The organism is Curvibacter sp. PAE-UM (genome assembly GCF_001432305.1).
GTDB lineage: Bacteria > Pseudomonadota > Gammaproteobacteria > Burkholderiales > Burkholderiaceae_C > Hylemonella.
Genome location: NZ_KQ483358.1, coordinates 1,216,011 through 1,237,997, shown reverse-complemented (window position 1 = coordinate 1,237,997; position 21,987 = coordinate 1,216,011). Strand labels below are relative to the sequence as shown.

Annotated in this window: 27 protein-coding genes; 6 read left to right on the top strand and 21 right to left on the bottom strand. The window is 66.9% G+C overall.

Translation table 11 applies throughout. From position 1 onward, the window contains the following. Positions 1–58: 58 nt before the first annotated feature. Positions 59–1,786 carry a lysoplasmalogenase family protein gene (locus tag AO057_RS06010; protein ID WP_057674771.1) on the top strand — a complete coding sequence of 576 codons (1,728 nt, stop codon included), beginning with the start codon at positions 59–61 and terminating at the stop codon, positions 1,784–1,786. Here the strand turns inward: AO057_RS06010 and AO057_RS06005 are convergent. From AO057_RS06005 to ruvB, 5 genes are read right to left on the bottom strand one after another with little or no spacing between them, the layout of a single operon-like run. Further along, positions 1,773–2,615 (bottom strand): MipA/OmpV family protein, encoded by an 843-nt coding sequence (locus tag AO057_RS06005; protein ID WP_156404477.1) that lies wholly within the window; start codon positions 2,613–2,615, stop codon positions 1,773–1,775. The two genes, AO057_RS06010 and AO057_RS06005, sit on opposite strands and share 14 nt — an antisense overlap. Before the next feature lie 21 nt (positions 2,616–2,636). Continuing rightward, positions 2,637–3,350, bottom strand: coding sequence for an ABC transporter ATP-binding protein (locus AO057_RS06000; RefSeq protein WP_057674769.1), 714 nt, complete (start codon positions 3,348–3,350; stop codon positions 2,637–2,639). Further along, positions 3,347–4,582, bottom strand: a complete 1,236-nt coding sequence (locus AO057_RS05995) for an ABC transporter permease (protein WP_057674768.1) — start codon at positions 4,580–4,582, stop codon at positions 3,347–3,349. The genes AO057_RS06000 and AO057_RS05995 overlap by 4 nt, the downstream gene beginning before the upstream one ends. 12 nt (positions 4,583–4,594) lie before the next feature. Then, positions 4,595–5,761 (bottom strand): efflux RND transporter periplasmic adaptor subunit, encoded by a 1,167-nt coding sequence (locus AO057_RS05990; RefSeq protein WP_057674767.1) that lies wholly within the window; start codon positions 5,759–5,761, stop codon positions 4,595–4,597. A 1-nt stretch (position 5,762) separates the two neighbouring features. Next, entirely contained in the window at positions 5,763–6,821 is a 1,059-nt protein-coding gene (ruvB, locus tag AO057_RS05985; RefSeq protein ID WP_057674766.1) for a Holliday junction branch migration DNA helicase RuvB, read from the bottom strand. Positions 6,822–6,958: 137 nt separating this feature from the next. Between ruvB and AO057_RS05980 the strand changes: the two genes are divergently transcribed. After that, positions 6,959–8,056 carry a carbonic anhydrase gene (locus AO057_RS05980; protein WP_057674765.1) on the top strand — a complete coding sequence of 366 codons (1,098 nt, stop codon included), beginning with the start codon at positions 6,959–6,961 and terminating at the stop codon, positions 8,054–8,056. A 9-nt stretch (positions 8,057–8,065) separates the two neighbouring features. Here the strand turns inward: AO057_RS05980 and ruvA are convergent, their stop codons facing one another. Beyond that, positions 8,066–8,641 carry a Holliday junction branch migration protein RuvA gene (gene ruvA / locus AO057_RS05975; RefSeq protein WP_057674764.1) on the bottom strand — a complete coding sequence of 192 codons (576 nt, stop codon included), beginning with the start codon at positions 8,639–8,641 and terminating at the stop codon, positions 8,066–8,068. A 40-nt stretch (positions 8,642–8,681) separates the two neighbouring features. Between ruvA and AO057_RS05970 the strand changes: the two genes are divergently transcribed. Both AO057_RS05970 and ybeY (AO057_RS05965) read left to right on the top strand, forming a co-directional pair. After that, on the top strand, positions 8,682–9,623 hold the full coding sequence (locus AO057_RS05970) for a PhoH family protein (RefSeq protein ID WP_057674763.1): 942 nt from the start codon (positions 8,682–8,684) through the stop codon (positions 9,621–9,623). Continuing rightward, entirely contained in the window at positions 9,620–10,075 is a 456-nt protein-coding gene (gene ybeY / locus AO057_RS05965; RefSeq protein WP_057674762.1) for an rRNA maturation RNase YbeY, read from the top strand. Before AO057_RS05970 ends, ybeY (AO057_RS05965) begins: the two co-directional genes overlap by 4 nt. Positions 10,076–10,220: 145 nt before the next feature. On the opposite strand, the gene AO057_RS05960 is transcribed toward ybeY (AO057_RS05965), so the two are convergent. The 4 genes from AO057_RS05960 to AO057_RS05945 all read right to left on the bottom strand — a co-directional run bounded on the left by AO057_RS05960 (position 10,221) and on the right by AO057_RS05945 (position 13,937). After that, a complete protein-coding gene (locus tag AO057_RS05960) occupies positions 10,221–11,525 on the bottom strand; it encodes a tetratricopeptide repeat protein (RefSeq protein WP_057674761.1) in 1,305 nt (434 codons plus the stop codon). Between the two features lie 26 nt (positions 11,526–11,551). Continuing rightward, positions 11,552–12,496 (bottom strand): hypothetical protein, encoded by a 945-nt coding sequence (locus tag AO057_RS05955; protein ID WP_057674760.1) that lies wholly within the window; start codon positions 12,494–12,496, stop codon positions 11,552–11,554. Further along, a complete protein-coding gene (locus AO057_RS17725; protein WP_057674759.1) occupies positions 12,483–13,394 on the bottom strand; it encodes a FecR domain-containing protein in 912 nt (303 codons plus the stop codon). The genes AO057_RS05955 and AO057_RS17725 overlap by 14 nt, the downstream gene beginning before the upstream one ends. 156 nt (positions 13,395–13,550) lie before the next feature. Continuing rightward, a complete protein-coding gene (locus tag AO057_RS05945) occupies positions 13,551–13,937 on the bottom strand; it encodes a putative zinc-binding protein (protein ID WP_057674758.1) in 387 nt (128 codons plus the stop codon). Between the two features lie 84 nt (positions 13,938–14,021). Between AO057_RS05945 and ybeY (AO057_RS05940) the strand changes: the two genes are divergently transcribed. Next, complete coding sequence (gene ybeY / locus AO057_RS05940; RefSeq protein WP_371258279.1) at positions 14,022–14,279, top strand: rRNA maturation RNase YbeY; 258 nt, start codon at positions 14,022–14,024, stop codon at positions 14,277–14,279. 44 nt (positions 14,280–14,323) lie between these two features. Here ybeY (AO057_RS05940) and AO057_RS05935 read toward each other — a convergent pair whose 3' ends face one another. The 11 genes from AO057_RS05935 to AO057_RS05885 form a co-directional block, all read right to left on the bottom strand. Next, positions 14,324–14,938 carry a hypothetical protein gene (locus tag AO057_RS05935; RefSeq protein WP_057674757.1) on the bottom strand — a complete coding sequence of 205 codons (615 nt, stop codon included), beginning with the start codon at positions 14,936–14,938 and terminating at the stop codon, positions 14,324–14,326. Between the two features lie 55 nt (positions 14,939–14,993). Beyond that, entirely contained in the window at positions 14,994–15,263 is a 270-nt protein-coding gene (locus AO057_RS05930; RefSeq protein ID WP_057674756.1) for a hypothetical protein, read from the bottom strand. Next, a complete protein-coding gene (locus AO057_RS05925; protein WP_057674755.1) occupies positions 15,235–15,525 on the bottom strand; it encodes a BrnT family toxin in 291 nt (96 codons plus the stop codon). The genes AO057_RS05930 and AO057_RS05925 overlap by 29 nt, the downstream gene beginning before the upstream one ends. Positions 15,526–15,593: 68 nt before the next feature. Beyond that, positions 15,594–16,034, bottom strand: a complete 441-nt coding sequence (dtd, locus tag AO057_RS05920) for a D-aminoacyl-tRNA deacylase (protein ID WP_057674754.1) — start codon at positions 16,032–16,034, stop codon at positions 15,594–15,596. A gap of 42 nt (positions 16,035–16,076) precedes the next feature. Then, positions 16,077–17,075, bottom strand: coding sequence for a sulfurtransferase (locus AO057_RS05915; RefSeq protein WP_057674753.1), 999 nt, complete (start codon positions 17,073–17,075; stop codon positions 16,077–16,079). 19 nt (positions 17,076–17,094) lie between these two features. Continuing rightward, the gene (locus tag AO057_RS05910) at positions 17,095–17,748 is read right to left on the bottom strand and encodes a DUF6969 family protein (protein WP_057674752.1); all 654 of its coding nucleotides are present in this window, start codon (positions 17,746–17,748) and stop codon (positions 17,095–17,097) included. Between the two features lie 11 nt (positions 17,749–17,759). Beyond that, positions 17,760–18,071, bottom strand: a complete 312-nt coding sequence (locus AO057_RS18075) for a hypothetical protein (RefSeq protein ID WP_057674751.1) — start codon at positions 18,069–18,071, stop codon at positions 17,760–17,762. Positions 18,072–18,096: 25 nt separating this feature from the next. Next, on the bottom strand, positions 18,097–18,657 hold the full coding sequence (locus tag AO057_RS05900; RefSeq protein WP_057674750.1) for a YeeE/YedE thiosulfate transporter family protein: 561 nt from the start codon (positions 18,655–18,657) through the stop codon (positions 18,097–18,099). Then, positions 18,654–19,190, bottom strand: a complete 537-nt coding sequence (locus AO057_RS05895; protein WP_240480739.1) for a YeeE/YedE thiosulfate transporter family protein — start codon at positions 19,188–19,190, stop codon at positions 18,654–18,656. The genes AO057_RS05900 and AO057_RS05895 overlap by 4 nt, the downstream gene beginning before the upstream one ends. 119 nt (positions 19,191–19,309) lie before the next feature. Further along, entirely contained in the window at positions 19,310–19,786 is a 477-nt protein-coding gene (locus AO057_RS05890) for a thioredoxin domain-containing protein (protein ID WP_057674749.1), read from the bottom strand. After that, positions 19,783–20,751, bottom strand: a complete 969-nt coding sequence (locus tag AO057_RS05885; protein WP_057674748.1) for an MBL fold metallo-hydrolase — start codon at positions 20,749–20,751, stop codon at positions 19,783–19,785. The genes AO057_RS05890 and AO057_RS05885 overlap by 4 nt, the downstream gene beginning before the upstream one ends. Positions 20,752–20,866: 115 nt before the next feature. Here AO057_RS05885 and AO057_RS05880 point away from each other — a divergent pair, with 115 nt between their 5' ends. Continuing rightward, positions 20,867–21,979: a YeeE/YedE family protein gene (locus AO057_RS05880; protein ID WP_057674747.1), complete on the top strand. Its 1,113-nt coding sequence runs from the start codon at positions 20,867–20,869 to the stop codon at positions 21,977–21,979. Positions 21,980–21,987: the final 8 nt, after the last annotated feature.

The window sequence follows — 21,987 nt, the reverse complement described above, 5'->3', positions numbered from 1 at the left end:
CTCGGCATCAGGGTTCTTGCGAGGGTCGGCCAGGACAGAACCTGATCAGAATGGCGGCATGAGCCCCAGCCAGATCATCGTCCTCGCCACCCCAGTCTTCCTGCTGCTGATCGCGATTGAATACGCCTGGGGCGTGGTCAAGGGTCGCAACACCTACCGCCTCAACGACGCCGTCAACAGCATCGGCCTGGGCATGCTGAGCCAGATCAGCGCCGTGCTCACCCGCCTGCTGCGGGTGGGCATCTACACCGCGGTCTACGGCTGGGTGGCACTCTGGCACAACGATGCTTTCTGGATGAGCTGGTACGGCTGGGTCCTCGCGCTCGTGTTCTACGACTTCTGCTACTACTGGCTGCACCGCGCGGGGCACGAGGTGGCGGTGTTCTGGGCCGCGCACGTGGTGCACCACCAGAGCCAGGACTACAACCTTTCCACCGCGCTGCGCCAGACCTCCAGCGGCGCGCTGCTGGGCTGGGTCTTCTACCTGCCCATGGCATTGGCCGGCGTGCCGCCGCTGGTCTTCGGCATCGTGGCGCTGATCGACCTGCTCTACCAGTTCTGGGTGCACACCGAGCACGTGGGCAAGCTGGGCTGGTTCGACCGCTGGTTCTGCAGCCCGTCCAACCACCGCGTGCACCACGCCGTCAACGACCGCTACCTCGACCGCAACTACGGCGGCATCCTCATCGTCTGGGACCGGCTGTTCGGCAGCTTCAAGGAAGAGGACGAGCATTGCGTCTACGGCACGCGCAGCCCGCTCGACAGCTGGGACCCGCTGTGGGCCAATGGCGAGGTCTACTGGGCTCTGCTCAAGGACAGCTGGCACGCCCGCTCCTGGAGCGACAAGCTGCGGGTCTGGTTCAAGCCGCCGGGCTGGCGCCCGGCCGATGTGGCACAGCGTTTTCCCAAACCCGCTTTCCAGATCGAAAACCTGAAGCGTTACGACCCGCCGGCCAGCCGCGCCGTGTTGTGGTTCGGCGGCCTGCACTTCCTGGCCCTGCTGGGCGGCGTGTTGGTGTTCCTCTGGTTTGCGGACACATTGCCGCTGGTTGAGTCCGTGGTCTGGCTGGCCGCCTTGAGCACCGTGCTCTGGTGCACCGGCGCCGTGCTGCAGGGACGGCTCACCATGACCGAGGTGCTGTTCATCGAGGCCGCGGCCCTGTCCACTGCCTGCGCGGCCACTGGCCTGCTGGAACTGCACCGCATCTTCAAGCCCTTGACCATGCTGCTTGCTATTGTTTTGGTAGCACATGTGACGCGCCGCTCACCCACCGGCCTGCGCGGCGCCAGCCTCCTGCTGCTGGCCCTGGTCGGCTCGCTGGCGGGCGATGTTTTCCTGATGGTGCCGGGTTATTTCATCCCCGGCCTGGTGAGTTTCCTCTGCGCCCACCTGGCCTATATCGCGCTGTTCAAACGCGGCCAGGCCTGGTTCCCGAGCCGGCCGGCGCTGTTCATTCCCCTGGGTTTCGGTGCGGTCATGTACATGGTGCTGTGGACCGGCGGCCTGCCCGCCGGCCTGCGCGGCCCGGTGGCGGCCTATGTGCTGGTGATCGCGTTGATGGCAGCGCAGGCCATCGGCCGTGCCACGGTGCTGGGTGACAAGCCGGCCGTCTGGGTTGCCGTGGGTGCGGGCTTTTTCATGCTCAGCGACACGCTGCTGGCACTCAACAAGTTCGTGTCACCGCTGCCGCTCTCGCAACTCTGGGTGCTGTCCACCTATTACGTCGCGCAGGTGCTGATCGTGCGCGGCATGCTTGCTGCAGCAACCGCCATCAGTCGTCGTTGACCTCGACCAGCTTGTCCGACTTGGCGAACACCCAAGCCACCATGAAGCCGCCGGAAAAGGCCTGACGGCTTTGCACCAGCGGGCTGTCGGCGAAGCCGGCGCCGCTGAGATCGTCCCACTTGAGGAAAGCCCCCATCCAGACATCACCGCGGCGCCGGCTCAGCGCGGCGATGAACTGCTTGCCGGCAAAACCGCCGGGCGCGCTGTAGGCCGGGCGCACGGCCGTGGCGTACTGCGGGGCCACGTCGTAGAAATAACCGTGGTAGCCCTGGTCGCCGTAGAGCAGGCCGGCCACCAGGCCCAGGTTCCAGCCGCTGCGCGCAACGCTCTTGAGGTCCAGGTTGAGTTGCGGCTGGGCCAGCCAGCCCTGGCGCTCGAAGCGCTGGGTGCTGACGGCGAACACCGCGCGTATCGGCAGGCGCAGGTCCAGGTTGGTGTGGCGGCGCTCGTCGTAGTAGAGGTGCACGTTCAGTTCAGGGCCGAGCTCCAGCGTGGGATCGAGGTCGGGCATGTCGCGTCGCGCCGAGGAGTCCTTGCTGCTGACCGGCACCGAGCCGTTGACGCTGATGTCCAGCTCCACCCGGTCGCGCCGGAACAGCAGGCCGCGCACGCGCTCGCGGTCCACCTGCAGGAACTTGCCGCGGTACTGCACATAGGGCGCGGGCAGCAGGTAGCTGCGTCGCTCGGTCGCGCCGCGGTAGAGCGGGAAGTCGACCGCGGCCACGCCCATGCCCAGCTCCCACTCGGGCTTGAGTTCGGCCCGGGCGGACAGGCCCGGCAGGACAAGCAGCAGGCCCAGCAAGGTGCGAAAAATCATCGGCTTGTTCATGTGTTCAGTTGTCAGAGGATGTCATCCGTGCGGCACCACCTCGTCGCGTGCGATGCGCCCGTCCACCAGCTCCACGATGCGGTCGCAGCGCGCGGCCAGGCGCGGATCATGGGTGACCACGATGAAGGAGGTGCCGCGTTCGGCGTGGATGCTGCGCAGCAGGGCAAAGACCTCGTCGGAGGAGGCCGTGTCCAGGTTGCCGGTGGGCTCGTCGGCCAGCACCAGGGCCGGGTTCATGACCAGGGCACGGGCAATCGCCACACGCTGCTGCATGCCGCCCGAGAGTTCGGAGGGCCGCTTGTCCATGGCGCGGCTCAGGCCCACGGCGGCCAGCAATTCGCGCGCGTGCTGCTCGTGTTTGCTGCTGATCCGCCCTTCGGCCATGAGCACGGGCAGCGTCACGTTCTCCACCGCGCTGAAGGCCGGCAGCAGGTGGTGGAACTGGAAGACGAAACCCAGGGTGCTGCGCCGGCGCAGCGTGAGGCCGCCGTCGTCCAGCGCCTGCACTTCCTCGCCCTGCAGCACGTAGCGCCCGGCGCTCATGCGCTCCAGCAGGCCGATGATGTTGAGCAGCGTGCTCTTGCCCGAACCCGAGGGCCCGATCAGCGCCATGAAGTCGCCGCGTCGCACGTTCAGGTCCAGGCCGTGCAGCACCTCGGTCTCGTTGGGCTGGCCCACGTTGTAGCTCTTGCGGACGTTGTCCAGCTCGATGAGCAGATCGGCGCCGTTGCTCATATCCGGATGGCTTGCGCCGGGTCCATTGCCGCGGCGCGCCGCGCCGGGGCGATCGCAGCCAGCACGCCGCAGAGGGGGGCGATGCCCGCCACTTTCAGCGCAGTGGCCAGCGGCAGGGTGATGGAGAACAGGGGCAGGCCGTCCGAGCCGCGCACGAAATGCGTGAACAGCCAGATCAGCGCCACGGCCAGCACGATGCCCAGCGCCGAGCCGATGGCGCCGACCACCGCGCCCTGCAGCAGGAAGATGCGCAGCACCTGGCCGCGCGTGGCACCCATGGCGCGCAGGATGCCGATCTCGCGGCGCTTCTGCACCACCGACACCACCAGCACACTGGCAATGCCCAGTACCACCACGATCATCACCACGCCGCGGATCAGCGAAGTGCTGACCGATTGCGCGTTGAGCGCCGAGACCAGCTGCGCATTGTTCTCCTGCCAGCTCTCGACCTTGTAGGGGTAGCGTTCGCGCAGCTTTGCGGCGAGTTCACTGGCGGTCCACACGTCCTTGAGCGTCATGTCCAGCACGGTGGCGCCGCCGGGCAGGCCCAAGAGGCTTTGCGCCGCGCGCAGCGGCACGAAAACGGTGCGGCGGTTGAGGTCGCGCACGCCCAGGTCCACCAGCGCGGTCACGCGCAGGGCGTCGCTCACGTTGCGCCCACCCACCGTGGTCTGCAGCGTGACGCGGTCGCCCACGCGTACACCCAGGTCGGCCGCGAGGTCGCGCCCGAGGATGGCCTCACCCGGGTCCAGCCGCGCCGTGCCGCTGACGACCTTGCTGCGCAGGCTGACGATGCGGTCGTAACGATCGAGCTCCACGCCCATCAGGGCGATGGCCTGCGTGGCCTCGCCGCGCAGCGCTAGGCCCGAGCCCGAGACCATGGGCGAGACGGCGGCGATGGTCTCCATCTGCTCCAGCAGCGGCAGCAGGGCCTGCCAGTTGGCCACCGAGCGCAGGCGCTGCACACGCGGCTGCGTTTCGGTCAGGGCCGGGGTGCCGTCGGCCAGGCGGGCCGGTGTCACCGCGTCATCGAGCGAGCGCAGGGTGATGTGGGCCTGCGCGCCCAGGGTCTTGGTCAGGGTGCTGCCCTGCAGGCCGGAGATGAGCGCCGAGATATAGGCCACCACGGCCACGCCGGCGGCGACACCGACGATGATGAGCAGGGTCTGCATGCGACCCTCGCGCAGGAAGCGCAAGGCGACGCGGAGTTCGAAGCCGAGCCAGGACACCATGCGTCCCCGGGCTCAGCGCCCCATGGCGTTGGTCAATGCCGAACCGGCGCTACCCGCCCCATCGGCGCCGCGTGCGGCGGACAATCCAGACGGTAACCAGGGGACCACCAGCACGGTGACGCGCTGGCCGGACTTCAAGGTGGTGCCGGTCAGCACCACATCACCGACACGCAGGCCCTCCAGCACTTCCACCGCAGCCAGCGTGCGCAGGCCCAGGCGCAGCTGGCGCTCCTGCACCACGCCATCCACGGCCACCCAGACGCTGGCGCTGTCGGCTCCGGCCTGGCGCAGCACGCTCAGCGGCAGGGCCAGGGCCTGTTCGCGCCGGGCCGTCTCCACTTCCACCGACAAGGTCATGTCCTCGCGCAGGAAAGCCGGAGGCTCTTGCGTCACGGTGAACTTGACCTCGATGGCACCACGCTGCGCGTCGACCACCGGCGCAATGCTGAGCACCTTGGCCGCAAAGCGCTGGCTGGCAAAGGCGTCGGCCACCACGGTGGCGCTCTGCCCCACCTGCAGCTGGTCGAGGAAACGCTCGTCCACCTGGGCCACGAGTTGCGTGGGCCCGGCCAGGGCCAGGTTCAGCAGGGCCTTACCCGGCTGCACGATCTGGCCCGGCTCCACCATGCGGGCCAGCACGCGCGCGTCGGCCGGCGCCTCGATGCTGGCCTGCTCCAGGCGCGCGCGCGCCGCGGTGACAGCGGCGCGCGCCGCGCCCTGCTGGGCCACGGCCACGTCGACCGCACGCTTTGCTTCGTCGAGCTGCGCGGCGCTGTAGAAATTCTGCTTGACCAGCTGCTCGGCACGGGCCAGGGTGGCGCGTGCGGCCTGCAGCGTGGCCTCGGCCTGGCGCTCGGCCGCTACGGCCTGGGCCTCGGCGGCCCTGAGTTCGTCGGTCTCCAGGCGCACCAGCACTTCGCCGCGCTTCACCTGCGCGCCTTCGCGCACCAGCACCCGCTCCACCCGGCCGGTGACGGTGCTGCCCACCTCGACACGCGAAAGCGTGGCCACGCGGGCCGAGAACTGCAGGGTGCGCAGCAAGGGGCCGGGTGCCATGAGCAGCCCCTCGGCACGCGGCGCGCGCCAGGCCAACGCCGCCATCCAGGCCAGCGCCAGCACGAGCACGACGGCCAGCACGATCCAGCGCGCCTTGCCGGAGAGCTTGAGGAACTTGAGCATGTCAGGCCTCGAAGAGGCTGCCGTCGGTCTTGGGCGGTGCCACGCCCAGGTGGCGGTAGGCTGCCAGGGTGGCGATGCGCCCGCGCGGCGTGCGCTGCAGGAAACCCTGCTGGATCAGGTAGGGCTCGATCACGTCCTCGATGGTGCCGGCTTCCTCGCCGATGCTGGCGGCGATGTTGTCCAGGCCCACGGGGCCGCCGTCGAAGCGGTGGATGACAGCCTCCAGCAGCTTGCGGTCCATCAGGTCGAAACCCTGCGGGTCCACATCCAGCATGGCCAGCGCCTTGTTCGCCATCTCCACGGTGATGCGGCCGGTGCCCTTGACCTCGGCGTAGTCGCGCACGCGGCGCAGCAGGCGGTTGGCGATGCGCGGTGTGCCGCGCGAACGGCGCGCGATCTCGAAGCCGCCCTCGGGGTCCATGGGGGCATTGAGCAGGCCGGCGCTGCGCGTGACGATGCGGCCCAGCTCCTCGGCGGAATAGAACTCCAGCCGCGCCACGATGCCGAAACGGTCGCGCAGCGGGTTGGTCAGCATGCCGGCGCGGGTGGTGGCGCCCACCAGGGTGAAGGGCTGCAAATCGAGCTTGATGCTGCGCGCGGCCGGGCCTTCGCCAATCATGATGTCGATCTGGTAGTCCTCCAGCGCGGGGTAGAGGATTTCCTCGACCACGGGCGAGAGGCGGTGGATTTCGTCGATGAAGAGCACGTCGTTCTTCTCGAGATTGGTCAGCAGCGCGGCCAGGTCCTTGGGCTTTTCCAGTACGGGGCCGCTGGTCTGGCGCAGGTTGACGCCGAGTTCGTGCGCGATGATGTGCGAGAGCGTGGTCTTGCCCAGGCCGGGCGGGCCGAACAGCAGCACGTGGTCCAGCGCCTCTTCGCGCTTGCGCGCCGCGCCGATGAAGATCTCCAGCTGCTCGCGCACCTTGACCTGGCCCACGTACTCGTCGAGCAGCTTGGGCCGCAGCGCGCGTTCGATGGCCTCTTCACCGGGCGAGACCGGCGCGGCCGAGACCACGCGCGGGCCGGAGGGCATTTCAAAGTCGTCGGTCTGGATGCTCACGGCCGGAATGGGGAAAGCTGAGGGAAGTAAGTCAACGCTATGCCAGTCTGGCACAGCGATTCCGACTATAGCCGACTCAAGTAATCAAGCCGTATTGCCGATAGGATGGAAAGACGATAGCCCTGAGACTGCCCACCATGAAGCCCACCACCCTCCCCCTCTCCTTGCTGGCCGGCCTGCTGGCAGCCATGCTGCTGCCGCATGCCCGGGCGGCCGAGCCGGCGGTGGCAGCGCCCCCGGCGCAGGCGGCCTCGGCCCCGGCGCGGGTGGAAGGCACACGCACGGACATCGAAAGCCAGCTGCGCGACGCCATGAGCCGGGGCGACCCCAAGACCAAACGCCTGAACCTCATCATCGACGGCAAGAGCAGCAGCGCTGGCCTGGCCAGCACGCCCGGCGCCGCCCCGCCCGTCAACCCCGTGGACAACAAACCGCCCGCGGTGGCCGGCCCGCGCCCGCGCGAACCGGGCCTGGTGATCCGCCAGCAGCGCCCCGCTGCGCCGGCCGCAGCCCCCGCGCCGCACAAGGACATCCACTGGAGCTACGAAGGCGAAGGCGCCCCGACGAACTGGGGCAAGCTCAAGGCCGACTACGCCACCTGCGCCAGCGGCCAGCGCCAGTCGCCCATCCATATCGAGGACAGCGAAACGCTCCGGGGCCCGGCCGAGGCCATCGAGTTCCGCTACGCGCCCAGCAAGGGCACGGTGGTCAACAACGGCCACACCGTCGAGGTCAAGGTCTATGGCGAGAACAGCCTGACCGTGCGCGGCAATACCTACCAGCTGGTGCAGTTCCACTTCCACCACCCGGCGGAGGAGCGCATCAACGGCCAGGGTTATCCCATGGTGGCGCACTTCGTGCACCGCAACGAGGTGGGGCAACTGGCCGTGCTGGCCGTGCTGCTGGAGCCGGGCGAGCCCAATGCCCTGATCCAGAAGGTGTGGACGCATATGCCGCTGGACGTGAACGACAGCGTGCGCCTGCCGCCGGACCTGATCCACGTGGGCGAGATCCTGCCGCGCGACCAGCGTTATTACCAGTACATGGGTTCGCTCACCACGCCCCCCTGCACCGAGGGCGTGCTCTGGCTCATCCTCAAGCAGCCGGTCAGCATCAGCCGCGAGCAGCTGCGCCTGTTTGGCCAGCTGTATGCCAACAATGCGCGCCCGATGCAGCCGCGCCACGACCGGCCCGTGCGCGACGCGGTGCTGATCGCCCCGGGCGGGCGGCCCTGAGTCTCTACTTTATTTGGCCAGCGCCTTGAGCGCGAGCTTGATGCCTTCGCTCACGCCCACGTCCTTGGGCAAGGCCTTGAGCGCGGCGGCGGCTTCCTTGTCGCTGTAGCCCAGGGCCAGCAGGGCCTGCAGGATGTCGGCCTGCGCGTCGCTGGCGGGTTGCGCGCCGGGCAGGCCGATGTCGGCCCCCAGCTTGCCCTTGAGTTCGAGCAGCAGGCGCTCGGCCGTCTTCTTGCCGATGCCCGGCACCTTGACCAGGCGCCCCGCCTCCTGCAGGCTGACCGCCTGGGCCAGCTCGCCCACGCTCATGCCCGAGAGCACGGCCAGCGCGGTGCGCGGGCCCACGCCCGAGATCTTGATGAGTTCACGAAAGGCCTCGCGCTCGACGGCCGTGCCAAAGCCGTAGAGCAGCTGCGCGTCCTCGCGCACCACGAAATGCGTGAGCAGGGCGACCTTCTCGCCCAGATGGGGCAGGTTGTAGAAGGTGCTCATGGAGACCTGGACTTCATAACCCACGCCATTGCAGTCCACCAGGACGTGGGGAGGATTTTTTTCGAGGAGGGTGCCGCTCAGTCTGCCGATCATGGGGGCCTATCATTAGGGGAATCGTTACAGGAATTATCAGTTGATTCTGCGCCACCTCTTCTCCCCGCCCAACAACGCGCGCCTGGCCCGCCTGTGCGGCCCCGCCGATGAACACCTGCGCATCATCGAGACGGCGCTGAACGTCAAGATCGCCCACCGCCACGAGCAGTTCAAGGTGGAAGGCCCCAAGAAACAGGCCCAGCGCGGCATGGAAGTGCTGCAGGCGCTCTACGAGATGGCGACCAAGCCCATCGACGACGCCATCGTGCAACTGCTGCTGGCCAGCGACAGTTCCATGCCGTTGACTGAAGACGGCGAAGCGCTGCAGACGCGCCGCCACGAGCTGCGCGCGCGCACGCCCAACCAGGCCCATTACCTGGAGAGCATCGCCGGCAACGACATCACCTTCGGCATCGGCCCGGCCGGCACGGGCAAGACCTATCTCGCCGTGGCCTGCGCCGTGGATGCGCTGGAGCGCAGCGCGGTGCAGCGCATCGTGCTCACCCGCCCGGCCGTGGAAGCCGGCGAGCGCCTGGGTTTCCTGCCCGGCGACCTGACGCAAAAGATCGACCCCTACCTGCGCCCGCTCTACGACGCGCTCTACGACCTGATGGGCTACGAGAAAGTGCAGAAAGCCTTCGAGCGCAACGCGCTGGAGATCGCCCCGCTGGCCTTCATGCGCGGGCGCACGCTGAACAACGCCTTTGTCATCCTGGACGAGGCGCAGAACACCACCCCCGAGCAGATGAAGATGTTCCTCACGCGCATCGGCTTCGGCGCGCGCGCCGTGGTCACTGGCGACGTGAGCCAGGTCGACCTGCCCAAGACCCAGCTCAGCGGCCTGATCGACGCCGAACGCGTGCTCAAGCGCATCAAGGGCATCGCCATCTGCCGCTTCACCAGCGCCGACGTGGTGCGCCACCCGCTGGTGGCGCGCATCGTGGACGCCTACGACAAACGCAAGCCCGGAGACGCCGCATGAGCGCCTTGCCAGAACTCGACCTGTCGCTGCAGTTCGGTGCGGCCGTGCCGGACAGTCACAAGAAGCTTTTGACGAAAGCGCGTGTCACACGCTGGATGCGCATGGCCCTGCAACGCGACGCGGAGATCACCGTGCGTGTCGTCGGCGCCGCCGAAGGCCGCCAGCTGAACCGCGAGTACCGCCACAAGGACTACGCCACCAATGTGCTGACCTTCGACTACGCCATCGAGCCCGTGGTCATGGCCGACCTGGTGCTGTGCGCGCCAGTCGTCGCCAAAGAAGCGAAGGAACAGGGCAAGACCCTGGAAGAACACTACGCCCACCTGCTGGTGCACGGCACCCTGCATGCACAGGGTTACGAGCACGAGACGAACGAGGTGGATGCGCTGGAGATGGAGGCGCTGGAGGTCTTGTTGATGGAAGCGATGGGCTACAGCAACCCCTACGAATGAGCGCTGCGCTCATACGCGACCACACGCCAACTGCCCAGGTTTTGTCCGACCCCACGCTGCACCGATCGGCACAGCGTGGTCGTGACAAGTTCCTTCACCCCGGGTCGCTGGATGTCCGCTTTACTTCGTTCCCGCGCGACACCACTCAGTAGTAGTTGAGATCGGTGTTGTGCCCCTCCTGCACCGGCATGGGCTGGCGCCGCAGGGTCACATCGACCGGCTCCTTGACATTGCGCCGCTGGATGGTCAGACGCACGGTGCTGCCCGGCGCGCCGCGCAGTCGGAAGATGGCCTCTCCGGCCGACAGGGTGTTGACCGGCACGCCATCGATGGCGAGCACCAGGTCCTGGGAGTACAGGCCGGCCTGCTCGGCCGGTGCATCCTTGGCGGTGCCGTTCACGCGCAACTCACCGATCCAGGTCCGGGTCATCATGGCACCATGCGCTGAGGTGACCTGCAGCCCGATGCCGCCCACGGGCAGGGGACCACGGAAGACATAGCGCACGGCCCGGCGCTCCAGCACGGTCACTTCAACGCACTTGTCCTTGGTCTCGAAAGACAGCGGGAACGGCGCGGACGTGACGGTCCGGTAGCGCGCCTTGCTGAACTCCAGCGTCACCGTCCCGCTGGCAGCGTCCAGCACGCCTTGCGCATCGCCGGTCTCGGCCGGCAGCGTGCACTTGTCGACCTGGGTCTCGGCACGCTGCCAGGTGCCCACCAGCTTGTTGCCGCGCAATTCCAGGTTGAAGGCGATCTTCTCCACATCCTGGATCGACATGCCGAACGAGCCGATGCCCGGGCCGTAGCGGTATTCCACGTCGGGCTGGATGGGACGCAACGTTGTGGACAGCTGCCACTTGTTGCCGTTGACCAGCAGGCGGTAGGTCGTGCCGTCACTCTCGATCCAGACGCCGCTGCTGGCCTGCTCCTTGGCCAGCCGCTCCTGGCGGAATTCGAGCTTGATGATCTCGTCGGCCACCTTCTGCGCGTCAGCCGCGCCGGGCGACAAGGCCAGGTAGCGCCGGTAGGCGGCAATGGCCTCGTCGACCTTGCCGGTCTTGGCCAGCACAGCGCCCAGGTTGTACCAGGCGACAGCCATGTCGGGCGCGATTTCGGCCGCCATGCGGAACTCGTCGGCCGCCAGGGCCAGGTCGTCCGCGCTCTTGGCCATCTCGATGGCCGCGGCACCGCGCACGATGTGGCGCCGCGCGTCTTCAGGCGAGCCGGTGGCGCGGGCGCGCGCCGGCATGTCGGCGGCGGCTGGCGCCGCTGGTGACACCAGCGCAGGCGGCTGTGCGCTCGTCTGGGGTTGGACCACGGCCGCGGCCTGGGGCGCTGCGGCGGACGCGCTTCGCAGCGGCGGCGGCTCCGGCGCCGAGGCGCAGCCGGCCAGCAGGGCCAGGGCCGCCCAGGCGGCCAGGTGCTTGGATTTCAGGGCATCTATCTTCATCGGGGTCCTCCGTACTGGTTCATGACTCACGGTGCAGACTGCTGCTGGCGCGCTTGTTGCGCCTGCTGCTGCAATTTCTCGTACTCGGCGGCCGTCTTCTGCCGGTCCGCCCGCGCCTTGGCCAGGGCCTCGCGCGCGCGGCGCAGGGCATCGCTCTCGGCAGGGGCGGTCTTGAGATCCACCTTGGGCGCCTGCTCCTCGCGCGCCAGTTCGGCCTCGCGCCTCGCGATGTCGCGGTCCTGGCTGGCCAGTTGCTGCTGCATCTCGCGCTGGCGTGCCAGCAGGGAAGCGAGCAGCCGGGCCAGCAGCGCCGGATCACGTGGCAGTTCTTCGGCCACCGGCACCGGCGGCGAGGCCTCGGGCACACCGGGCGTCGCCACGGGCCGGCAATCCTCGGCATTTTCGAAATCGTCCTGGCCGCCTTGTACGGGCACCCCGGGGCCGAGCCGGGCCGCGTCCTCGCGCGAGGAAGACGCCGAGGCGCGCGTCACGCAATCGAGCTGGGCACGGGCCGTGCCGCCCACCGGGGCCGCCGGCAACTTGATGGTCAGCCCCGTGGAGGAAGGCTCGACGCCCTTGAGACCGCCCAGCAGGTCCTGGCGCGTCTGCTGGGCTGCCCGCTGGTCCGCCTGGTCTTGCGCCTGCTGTTGCGCGCGAATCTTCTTTTGCGCCTCGGCATTGGCCTTGGCCCCCTGATCACCGGGCGGCGCACCGCCGCCCGACTTGCCCGGTGTGGGCGGGTACATGCCGGGCACGTAGTAGCAGATGCCGGAGTAGTCGCCCGGGCGGCTCATGCGAGCCGAATTGCATTGCGACTCGGTGGCCACGCAGCCTCGCGTATTCATGGAGCCGGCCTGGCGCGCCAGCGACATCACGCGTGAGGAGTAGTTGACGCAGTACTCGGCCTGCGCCGGCAGCGCCAGGATCGCCAGCAGCAGCGCCAGGCCGGCGCCAAGCTCAGGGCGCCGCATGCACAGCACCCCAGGGCAGTTCGGCCGCGTCGGCGTTGAAACGCTGTGCCGCCGGCCAGGGCCCCTGCACCGGCACGCTCAATTGCTCGCCCGCCTTGAGCAGCACCTCGGCACCACCGGCAGGCGGCGCCGCGGCGACCACGCCGCTGTAGACCTGGACCACATCACCCGCCGCCGTACGGGCGATGGAAAAATCGGTGCCGCGCACCGAGGTGACGGCCGCCGGGGTGCGCACTTCAAAACGTTTGCCCACTTTCGCTTTCACCAGCCCGCGCAGGCGCATCAGCCCCGTCTCCAGCTGCGCCACGAAATTTCCGGCCGCGTCGTCCTGCGTCACGGTATAGGACGAATTGCCCCCCAGCGCGACTTCGGCATCGCCGCCGGAGACGAAAAGACGGGCACGGGCATCCGGGCCGGTCTCGATACGTTCGCCAGCCCGCACGGGGGCCAGATCCTTCGGCATATAACCGCCCGGCGTGTGGTGCCGCACCTCACCGCTTTCCACCACCATCACGGCCCGTGGCCGGCGGTCGGCACGGGTCCAGCCCCGCAGGTCGTCCAGGGTCTTGCCGCGCGTGGCCAGCAGGGAACGCGCCAGGCCCAGGTTGCGCTGGGTCTCGCGCTCCAGCGCCTGCGCCTGCTGCACCGCTTCGCCAGCCACGCTGATGGCCGCCGTGTCACGTGCGCGGCGCGCATCGGCTTCAATGCCACGCGCCACCCGCAGGTCGGCCTGCGCGTCCGCCACCGCCCGCTCCGCCGCGGCGACAGCGCCCAGGGCCCGGGTCTGCAGGGTTTCGGCATGGGCGATGGCGCGGTCCAGCGCGTCGGCCGCATGCGCGACGCCAAAGGCCAAGCACAGCATCAACAGCAGGACAGGCGCGCGCAGGAAGGTTTTCATGCCACCACCTTAAGTCCGGCGGGCCCAGCCGGATTTGCTCCAGGTCAAGAACGGGGAGTTCCGCCGGCCTGGCGATTCAAAGCGGTTTCGGTTTCAGGGAATTCTTCACACCAGCGAGGCGCGCCGGAGATGGAAGCGGCAAGGTGCGGGCCCGGCTTAGGCCGCTGCCGTCAACTGGCCAAGCGCCGGAAGGACAACCCGGGTCCAGACTTCCTGCACCACCTGGGGTTCGGCGTCCTGGTGGAAATTCTTCCTCACGCCGAATTGCGACAGGTCGACATGCGCGCTGGGCTCGATGGCATGGCGCGCCAGGCAGCTTCGGGCGCAATGCAGAGGGCAGCCGTCCAGCACCAGAATCTTGCGCCCGGAGCGGGCTGTTTTCAGCAGGGCGCGGACGTCACCACCCACCCCGGCGATACTACAGGACATCTCTGCTTTTTGCTCCCGGTCGAGACGAACCGCCAGCGTATTGGCCAACTGCGCTGCATTGGAGCAGCCGGAACACGCATAGACCAAAGGCAGTTTCGAATAGATCTCTTTCAAGTTCGCTCCTGTTGATGCCGTCTCGTTTCATTCTCTCCCGCAGGGACATCTGCGTCACCCCGTGAAACCGGACGATCAGCAACTATTCGACGCGAACTTGACGAACATCAGGGGTCAGGGCAGCCATCGCAGCAGGGCGGCTTTCTGGCGGCCAGGGCGACAAGCTCAACCGCGAAGAAACAGGGCAAGGCCCTGGAAGCGCACTACGCCCACCTGCTGATGCACGGCACCCTGCATGCGCAGGGCTACGAACACGAGACGACCGAGGTTGACGCACTGGAGATGGAGGCGCTGGAGGTACTGCTAATGGAGGGGATAGGGTACGGGAATCCGTACGAGTGACCAGCCACAGTGTTTAGAGCAACCTGGGGCTAGGCTGGATTGCCCTAACTAATCTTTGGATGCCGTCCTCGAATACCACTGACGCTACCGAACCCCTTCATCACATGATTTGGGTCATACCAGCCGTCGATCCACTCATAGAGCTTCGCCACATGATCGAAAACTCGCCTCAGCGCATTCACGTCCGTGTCGTGTAGCTCACATCCGTGAAATAGTGGATTTCTGATCCTCAAATAAAACTTTTGTGTACGCTCGTACAACTCTTTGTCACGGTACTGCAGACTAAGTTCCGGATGAACTTCAGCCGGCATCCGATGGTAGATGTTTGTCACAGCCTTTTTACCGCCAAGACTAAAGGGATCATCCAGCTTGGCAAACAACTCTTCTGATGCATCTCCGAGTTGAGCTGATTTGAACTTAAGGGCAAAGGGAAGGTAAGCCTCCACACCTAAAATTGCTCTTTGAAGTAATAGCGTGAACATGTCGTCTGGCATGCCGAACCAGATAAACATGGGTGTCTCAATCGCTTTTATGGGTGGCTTAAGTGCTTGCTCAGCGTTCTCACCGAACACAAATGCGTACGTCTGATTGAACTCATCCCTTAAATTCATTGTCGGGATGTTTGAGAAACTGAGTCCAAAGAGTTCTTCCTGGCGCATATGACTCCTAATACGGCCCGGCAGTGGGGCCAGGTCATGCTTTTTGCTCACAGACTCATGATTTCGCTCGACTGGTCGGTCGGGATTTCTTCGCAGCTACATGCCCCTCCACATAGGCATCCACCAGGCGCCGGATCATGCGCTGGTACTGCGTGTGGTGTTTCTCGGCCTCAGCCTTGAAAAAATCCACACTCCTCTTGCTCAAGGCCAGCGTGACCTTGACGCCTTCTTCGCGGTAGGCCAGTTCTTCGGGCGGCGGCAGAAAGTCACGCACCACGCGAACCTCGCCCAGTGGCTCATTGCTGTATTTGATTTTCGCGTTCATAAATAGCCTTGCCTTTGCGCCAGTAACCGGCGCCAAAAATACGGATTACGCCGTCTCTCCAGGTGAAGCGCACCGTCAGGATGCCGCCGTCCACCTCACCGAAGCAGTAGTGCCGCGGTTCGTCCTGGCTGTGCGTCAGGTCTTCCGCGATCACCCGGCGAGGATCGGCGAACGCGTACTGCGCCAGCGCAAACTTCACGCCATGCTTGCGCTGGTTCTCGGCATCCTTGCTGGCATCCCACTCAAAACGAGCTCCGCTCATGGAGTCTCAGGCTAGCACGCCTGGCACCTTATAGCAATACAAATGTATGGCTTTTTGTATGGCGAAAGTTACCGCACCATCATAGGAATGGTCACCGGCCCATCATTGATCAAGTGCACCTGCATGTCGGCAGCAAATTGCCCGGTTTGCACCACGAGGTGTGAAGCCCGGGCCTGTTCCACGAAGTAGTCATACAACCGCCGCCCCTCGTCCGGCGGCGCGGCGTTGGTGAAGCTGGGGCGGTTGCCGCCCGAAGTGTCAGCAGCCAAAGTGAACTGGCTCACGACCAATAGACCACCACCCACATCCTGCACGCTCCTGTTCATCTTGCCGGCTTCGTCGGCAAAGATGCGCAGCTTGAGGATCTTGGTCAGCAGCTTGTCGGCTATGGCTTCGGTGTCGCCGCGTTCTGCGCACACCAGAACGAGCAAGCCCGCGTCGATCTGGCCGATGGTGTGACCATCGACCTCGACGCGGGCCTGTCTGACACGTTGGAGCAGGGCGAGCATGCGGTGTTTATACCGCGGCGCGCCAGCCCCCCGGGCCTCGGCTTATTTGGCGAGCGACACCGAGACGGTGGGACGCTTCTCCAGGGTCCACTGGTGCATGGAACCGTCGTAGAGCTTGACGTTCTTGTTGCCGACGATCTCGTGGAGCACGAACCATGTGCCCGAAGCCTGGTGACCGGTGTTGCAGTAGGCGATCGAAGCTGCCTGCGCATCGAGGCCGCTGAGCTTGAAGACATCGCGATAGGTGTCGGCACCCAGCAGGCGTGCAGCGTCGCCGCCCTGGGTGGACATCAGGCCGGTGAAGACGTTCCTGGCACCCGCCACGTGGCCGGCGGCGCTGGTGCTGCTGCTCTTGCTCAGGCCCAGGTAATGGGCATCGTCACGGGCATCGACCAGCTGGGCCGACTTGTCGGCCTGGGCCTTGGCCACGTCGTCGGAAGTGGCCATCAGTTCGGCCGTGCGGTCGGCCTTGGAAGCCCAGTTGCCTTCGGCGGCCTTGACGGCGGCGCTGCTGACTTCACGCCCCTGGGCGATCCAGCCGGCGGTACCGCCGTTGAGCACGGCGATGTTGTCTTCACCGTAGACCTTGAACTGCCAGTACAGGCGAGCGGCATCGTTGAAGTCGATCGGCTCCATGCCGGCCGAGACGATCACGATGGGACGGCCGGCCAACACACCCCAGCTGCGCACCAGCTTCTCGAAGTCGGCGCGTTCGGGGATCATGGATTTGACGGTCAGGCCGTTGATGGTGCGGTCCACGCGCACCTTCTTGTTGTCCACCAGCACGGCGCCATCGATGTGGCCACCCAGTTCGACCAGGAATTTCTTGCCGGTCTTCTTGTCGGTCTCGAACTCGGGCGTGAGCGTGAAAGTCTTGGGATTGGCGCGCACGTCGAGCACGGTGACGTCTGCGCGGTTCTGGGCCAGCCATGCGCCGTCGACCACGGGGCCGGGCACGTTCAAGGCCAGGGCCAAGGTCGGGACCAGCGTAGCCAGGCCCAGCAGGGCAGCGGCGCTTAGGTAACGGATGTGTGTCTTCATCTGCATCTCCTGTTAAGAATCATTGAGTCAGGGAACCGGCTGCCAGCAAGGCGTCGTGCGGCCAGTTCACGGGGTGGGAACTCCAGACAGCCACGCGCCGGTCAGCCCAGGCTTGCGCCCGGGTCTGACGATGGCGCGTGCAATGCCGCTCCAAAGCCTGGTCACGCTGCAGCAGCATCTGGCGCAGCGGCGCGGCATAAAAACGCACCATGTCGCCCAGCCAGAGGCCGGCGCCACTCAGCGGGCCGCGCAGGCGCAACTCGAAGCCGGGCAGCTCGCGCCCCAGCGAGCTTGCATCCGCCCAGCGTTCGCCGGTCACCCACTGGTTGGTGGCGAACCAGCACAGGGGCAGGCCACGTGCGTCCAGCGCCAGGCCGGCGAAGTGCGTGAGCTTGCCCTGCGGGCTGCGGCGGAACAGGTGGATGTGGCCATGCTCCTGCGGATGGCGTGCGCTGTCCGGCTCAGAGCGGTCATGCGCATGGAAATAGAACTGCCAGCGACCGCTGGTATCGATGGCGTCGTGGCGCGGGTAGTGCGCCCAGATCTCGAAGCGTGCGCTGCGCCCGATGAAGGGAAACAGCATGGAGCGCCCCTGGCGGGCCAGGCGCAACTGCCGCGCGAGCGCACCATGCGCGGCGCGCCCGGTGACGTCATGCGAGGCGAGGGCGGCCACGATGGCTCCGCTCAGCGGCTCTTCTTGCCGGCCTCGGGAGCGCTGTCGTCACCACTGCGGCGGCGGCTCTTGCCGGCACAGGGGTTGCCCGCACACGGGTTGTCGGCACGGCTGCGACGCTTGGAACCGGCGCAGGGATTGCCACTGCAGGGGTTGTCGGCGCGGCTGCGGCGTTTGCTGCCGGCGCAGGGGTTGCCCGCGCAGGGGTTGGCGGCGCGGGCCGGGGTTTCAGCAGACTGCGCCACGGCGGCGACAGGCACGGCGCCCAGGGCGAGGGCCAGGGCCGAGACCAGCGGGGCCAGGGTGTTGCGGGGATGCTTCATGGAAAGTTCTCCTGAAAAAATTCGTTCAGACCTGGCCGGCCGCACGCGCGCGGCGCTCGAACCAGCCGCCGAGCACGAACACGCCCACGGCTGCGCCCACCATGGCGACCAGCACCAGCCACTCGGGCACACCCAACGCTTCGGGCAGACGGTCGCCCTTGGTGAACTCGCCGGCGGTCGTGAGCGCGTCGAACTGCGGGAAGAAGCCGGCAAAAATGAAGGTGCCGATGAACAGGCCGACAAAAAACACGATGGCATCGATGCGGCCGGTCATCAGGCCCACGGCCGAGGTACCGGGGCAATAGCCACCCACGGCAAAACCGGCGCCGATCAGCGCGCCACCGGCGGCGATGGCCCACAGATAGGGGATGGGCACGTAGATGCCTGCGGCTTCCACCAGGCCGGCCAGCTCCAGCACATAAAGACCGACCGCCGTGAAGACGATGGCGCCGAACATGACCTTGAAGACCGACCAGTCGGTCAGGCGGAACTGGGCGGTGAGCTTGCAGCCGCTGCCGAAACCGGCGCGCTCGAGCACGAATCCGAAACCGAAACCCAGCAGGATGGCGATGAACGTCTCGATCATTTGACACCTCCACCGCTCAGGCGCGCGGCGATCAGGCCGGCGGCGAAGAAGGCACCGAGAAAAACGAAACCGGCCACGCTGAGCACCGCTGCGCCCGACAGGCCTACACCGCTGGTGCAGCCGGCGGCGATGCGCGCGCCGATGCCGGCCAGGATGCCGCCGGCCAGGGCCTTGAGCAGGCGGCCGGTACGGCCGGAACTCGCCGCGCCTTCGATGCGCCAGGCCAGGCGGCCGGCCAGCCAGGCCGAGACCAGCGCGCCAAGGAAGACACCCAGCACCTGCCAGCTGATCCAAGAGGACAGCACGGCGCCGTCTTCGACCATGGGGCCGAGGTAATCATTGGCCAGGGTCCACTGCGGCGCGGCGATGTCGCCAAGCCAGGCCGTCAGACGGGTGGTGAAACCGGTGGCGCCCAGGCCATGGCCGGTCAGGATGAAGGTCAGCAGCAGCACCACGCCCAGCGCGAGACCGGCCAGCCAGGCCGGCCAGTAGGGCTTGCTGCCTGGCGCTTCGCAGGCATTGGAAATTTCCACTCGGTCTACTCCAACAATGAGATGAACAGGGGTGAATATACCCTAGGGGGCATATTAAACACCCAGTATAGGGATATCCGGCGCTTTTGCCAGGCGGCCGTGCCGGCGAAGGGACGGGTTCAGCGCAGGCTGGCGCGCGCCTGCTCCAGGCGCTGGTCGAGGTAGGCGCCGTAGAAATCGGGGATGTAGCCGCCCACCAGTCGCTCGGCCACCTCGGCGCCGCCCCGCCCGAAAAAAAGCACCGTGGGTGCGATGCGGATTTTCCACTGTCTGACCAAGTCGTCGTGCGTGACGGCCTTGCCCTGGAAGTCCAGCACGCGGGTGCGGCTGCGCATGTCCACCTGCGCCACGTGCAGGCCATCCTGCTGGTGCATGGGCGCCAGGTAGTTGTTGCGCGCGATCTTGCAGAAGGGGCAGCCCTCCAGGCTCACCATGACGACCAGCGGTTCACGCCGGGCCAGCGCAGAGGCCAGCTCTTCCTTGAGGTTGTGCGCCGCCGGCAGTTCGGCCGCCTGTGCCGGGCCCAGGGCCAGGGCCAGCGGCAGCGTGGCCGCGACCAGCAGCAGGTCGCGCCGCGCAAGGCCCTGGCGCTTCATTTGCCCCCCTCCTGTTCGAGCAGCAGGTAGGTGTTGTAGGCGTTCATGCGGTTGGCCACGCGGAACAGGGGCAGGTGTTCGAACTGGCTCCAGTCGGTGTTCTGGTAGGCCTCGTCGAAGGGCTCCAGGTTGGCCGCGGCCTTGCCCATGCTGGCGCGCAGGTAGACCAGGTAGTCGCGCGTGAGCTGCATGTCCTTGCGCGCCTCGTACGAGAGCGGGCCGTGCCCGGGCACGATGACGGTGGCATCGAAGGCCAGCAGCTTTTCCAGCGCCAGGATCCAGTGCCGGCTGTCGGCCTGGCCCACGTAGGGGATGCGGCTGCGGAAGACCAGGTCGCCGGCGAACAGCACCTTCTCCGAGGGCAGGTAGACCACCAGGTCTTCCGGCGTGTGCGAAGGGCCGACGATGCGGATCTGGAAATCCACCCCGCCGATCGTGAGCGTCCTGTCACCATCGAGCCATTCGTCGGCCTCGACCAGGCGGGTGTCCTCATCGACCCAGGGCGCGAGTTCCACGCGCGAGGCCTCCAGGCGCAGGCGCGCGGTTTCGGAGTTCATGTAGGCCTTGGCGGCACCATGCGCGATGATGCGCGCCCCCTTGGCCTTGAAGGTCTGCAGGCCGTAGATGTGGTCGGCGTGGTAATGCGTGACGATGACGTGCGTGACGGGCCGGGGCGTGACCTTGCGGATCTCGGCCAGCAGGCGCTCGGCCAGCGCCGGCGAGCCCAGGGCGTCGATCACCACCACACCGGCCGGCGTCACCACGAAGGCGGCGTTGGAGATGAAGTTCTGGTTGGCCGACGAGCCCAGGGCCGAGACGCCTTCGACGTACCAGGCCGAGGGCGCCACCTGCTGCGCCACCATGGCGGGCGCTTCGGCCCGAACCCCGGCCACCAGCAGCAGGCCCAGAGCGGCCGCCATCAGCCTGGCCCCCCAGGGGCGGGCATCCATTCCACTCGTACGCATTCCAACTCCATTCCGGGACCGCAAGACCAGCCTTGTCTTGAGGTGGGTCAAGCCGCTACGATGCAATTATGTTTAGCATCCAATATAAGCAATTACTAAATTATGGTGCAGCTCCATGAACCTGGCAACCATTCTTGAGCAGCATGGCGAAAGCCTGGTGCTCGCCATCGGCGGCGGCGTCATCGGCCTGCTGTTCGGGTTTTTCGCCCAGCGCTCCAAATTCTGCCTGCGCGCCGCCACCATCGAGTTCTGGCACCAAAAATTCGGCGAAAAGCTCTCGGTCTGGCTGCTGGCCTTCTCCACCGCGGTGGTGCTGGTGCAGGGGCTGATCGTGCTGCAGGCGCTGGACACCAGCACGGCACGCCAGATCGCCGCGCGCGGCAGCCTGTCGGGCGCGCTGATCGGCGGCCTGCTCTTCGGCGCCGGCATGATCATGACGCGCGGCTGCGCCAGCCGCCTGCTGGTGCTCTCGGCCAACGGCAATCTGCGCGCCCTGCTCTCGGGCCTGATCTTCGCCGTCACGGCACAGGCCGCGCTCTCGGGCTCGCTGGCGCCGCTGCGCAACACCATCAGCAGCTGGTGGACGGTGGAAGGCGGCCCCACGCGCGACCTGCTGGCCATCACGGGCATCGGCCACTGGGGCGGCCTGGCCTTTGGCCTGCTGTGGTTTGCCGCCGCGCTCTACTTTGCCATCCGCAGCGGCTGGGGTTTGTGGAAATGGGTGGGCGGCATCGGCACCGGCCTGGCCGTGGCAGCCGGCTGGTGGTACACCCACCTGATCTCTTCCAACAGCTTTGGCGCGGTGGCCGTGCAAGTGCAGGGACTGACCTTCAGCGGGCCCTCGGCCGAATGGCTGATGCGCGTGCTGTCCTCGCCGGCGCCGCACATCGGTTTCGACTTCGGCCTGCTGCCCGGGGTGTTCGCCGGTTCCTTCATCGGCGCCCTGGTGGGCAAGGAGTTCAAACTCGAAGGCTTCCAGGATGGCTACAGCATGCGTCGTTACATCGCGGGCGCCATGCTCATGGGCTTCGGCTCCATGCTGGCGGGCGGCTGCGCCGTGGGCGCCGGCATGACCGGCGGTGCGGTGTTCGCGCTCACCGCCTGGCTGGCGCTGATCGGCATGTGGGCCGGCGCCGGCCTGACCGACCGCCTGATGGACAGTCAGGCAACCGTGCCGACAGCCGCCCAGCAAGTCGCCGGAACAACCGCTAACATGCAGGCACCCTGACCCTGGAC

Bases quoted from the DNA above. Each gene is read 5' to 3' on its own strand.
- AO057_RS06010 (WP_057674771.1), top strand. From the start codon at position 59: ATGAGCCCCAGCCAGATCATCGTCCTCGCCACCCCAGTCTTCCTGCTG.
- AO057_RS06005 (WP_156404477.1), bottom strand. From the start codon at position 2,615: ATGAACAAGCCGATGATTTTTCGCACCTTGCTGGGCCTGCTGCTTGTC.
- AO057_RS06000 (WP_057674769.1), bottom strand. From the start codon at position 3,350: ATGAGCAACGGCGCCGATCTGCTCATCGAGCTGGACAACGTCCGCAAG.
- AO057_RS05995 (WP_057674768.1), bottom strand. From the start codon at position 4,582: ATGGTGTCCTGGCTCGGCTTCGAACTCCGCGTCGCCTTGCGCTTCCTG.
- AO057_RS05990 (WP_057674767.1), bottom strand. From the start codon at position 5,761: ATGCTCAAGTTCCTCAAGCTCTCCGGCAAGGCGCGCTGGATCGTGCTG.
- AO057_RS05980 (WP_057674765.1), top strand. From the start codon at position 6,959: ATGAAGCCCACCACCCTCCCCCTCTCCTTGCTGGCCGGCCTGCTGGCA.
- ruvA (WP_057674764.1), bottom strand. From the start codon at position 8,641: ATGATCGGCAGACTGAGCGGCACCCTCCTCGAAAAAAATCCTCCCCAC.
- ybeY (WP_057674762.1), top strand. From the start codon at position 9,620: ATGAGCGCCTTGCCAGAACTCGACCTGTCGCTGCAGTTCGGTGCGGCC.
- AO057_RS05960 (WP_057674761.1), bottom strand. From the start codon at position 11,525: ATGAAGATAGATGCCCTGAAATCCAAGCACCTGGCCGCCTGGGCGGCC.
- AO057_RS05955 (WP_057674760.1), bottom strand. From the start codon at position 12,496: ATGCGGCGCCCTGAGCTTGGCGCCGGCCTGGCGCTGCTGCTGGCGATC.
- AO057_RS17725 (WP_057674759.1), bottom strand. From the start codon at position 13,394: ATGAAAACCTTCCTGCGCGCGCCTGTCCTGCTGTTGATGCTGTGCTTG.
- AO057_RS05935 (WP_057674757.1), bottom strand. From the start codon at position 14,938: ATGCGCCAGGAAGAACTCTTTGGACTCAGTTTCTCAAACATCCCGACA.
- AO057_RS05930 (WP_057674756.1), bottom strand. From the start codon at position 15,263: ATGAACGCGAAAATCAAATACAGCAATGAGCCACTGGGCGAGGTTCGC.
- AO057_RS05925 (WP_057674755.1), bottom strand. From the start codon at position 15,525: ATGAGCGGAGCTCGTTTTGAGTGGGATGCCAGCAAGGATGCCGAGAAC.
- dtd (WP_057674754.1), bottom strand. From the start codon at position 16,034: ATGCTCGCCCTGCTCCAACGTGTCAGACAGGCCCGCGTCGAGGTCGAT.
- AO057_RS05915 (WP_057674753.1), bottom strand. From the start codon at position 17,075: ATGAAGACACACATCCGTTACCTAAGCGCCGCTGCCCTGCTGGGCCTG.
- AO057_RS18075 (WP_057674751.1), bottom strand. From the start codon at position 18,071: ATGAAGCATCCCCGCAACACCCTGGCCCCGCTGGTCTCGGCCCTGGCC.
- AO057_RS05900 (WP_057674750.1), bottom strand. From the start codon at position 18,657: ATGATCGAGACGTTCATCGCCATCCTGCTGGGTTTCGGTTTCGGATTC.
- AO057_RS05890 (WP_057674749.1), bottom strand. From the start codon at position 19,786: ATGAAGCGCCAGGGCCTTGCGCGGCGCGACCTGCTGCTGGTCGCGGCC.
- AO057_RS05885 (WP_057674748.1), bottom strand. From the start codon at position 20,751: ATGCGTACGAGTGGAATGGATGCCCGCCCCTGGGGGGCCAGGCTGATG.
- AO057_RS05880 (WP_057674747.1), top strand. From the start codon at position 20,867: ATGAACCTGGCAACCATTCTTGAGCAGCATGGCGAAAGCCTGGTGCTC.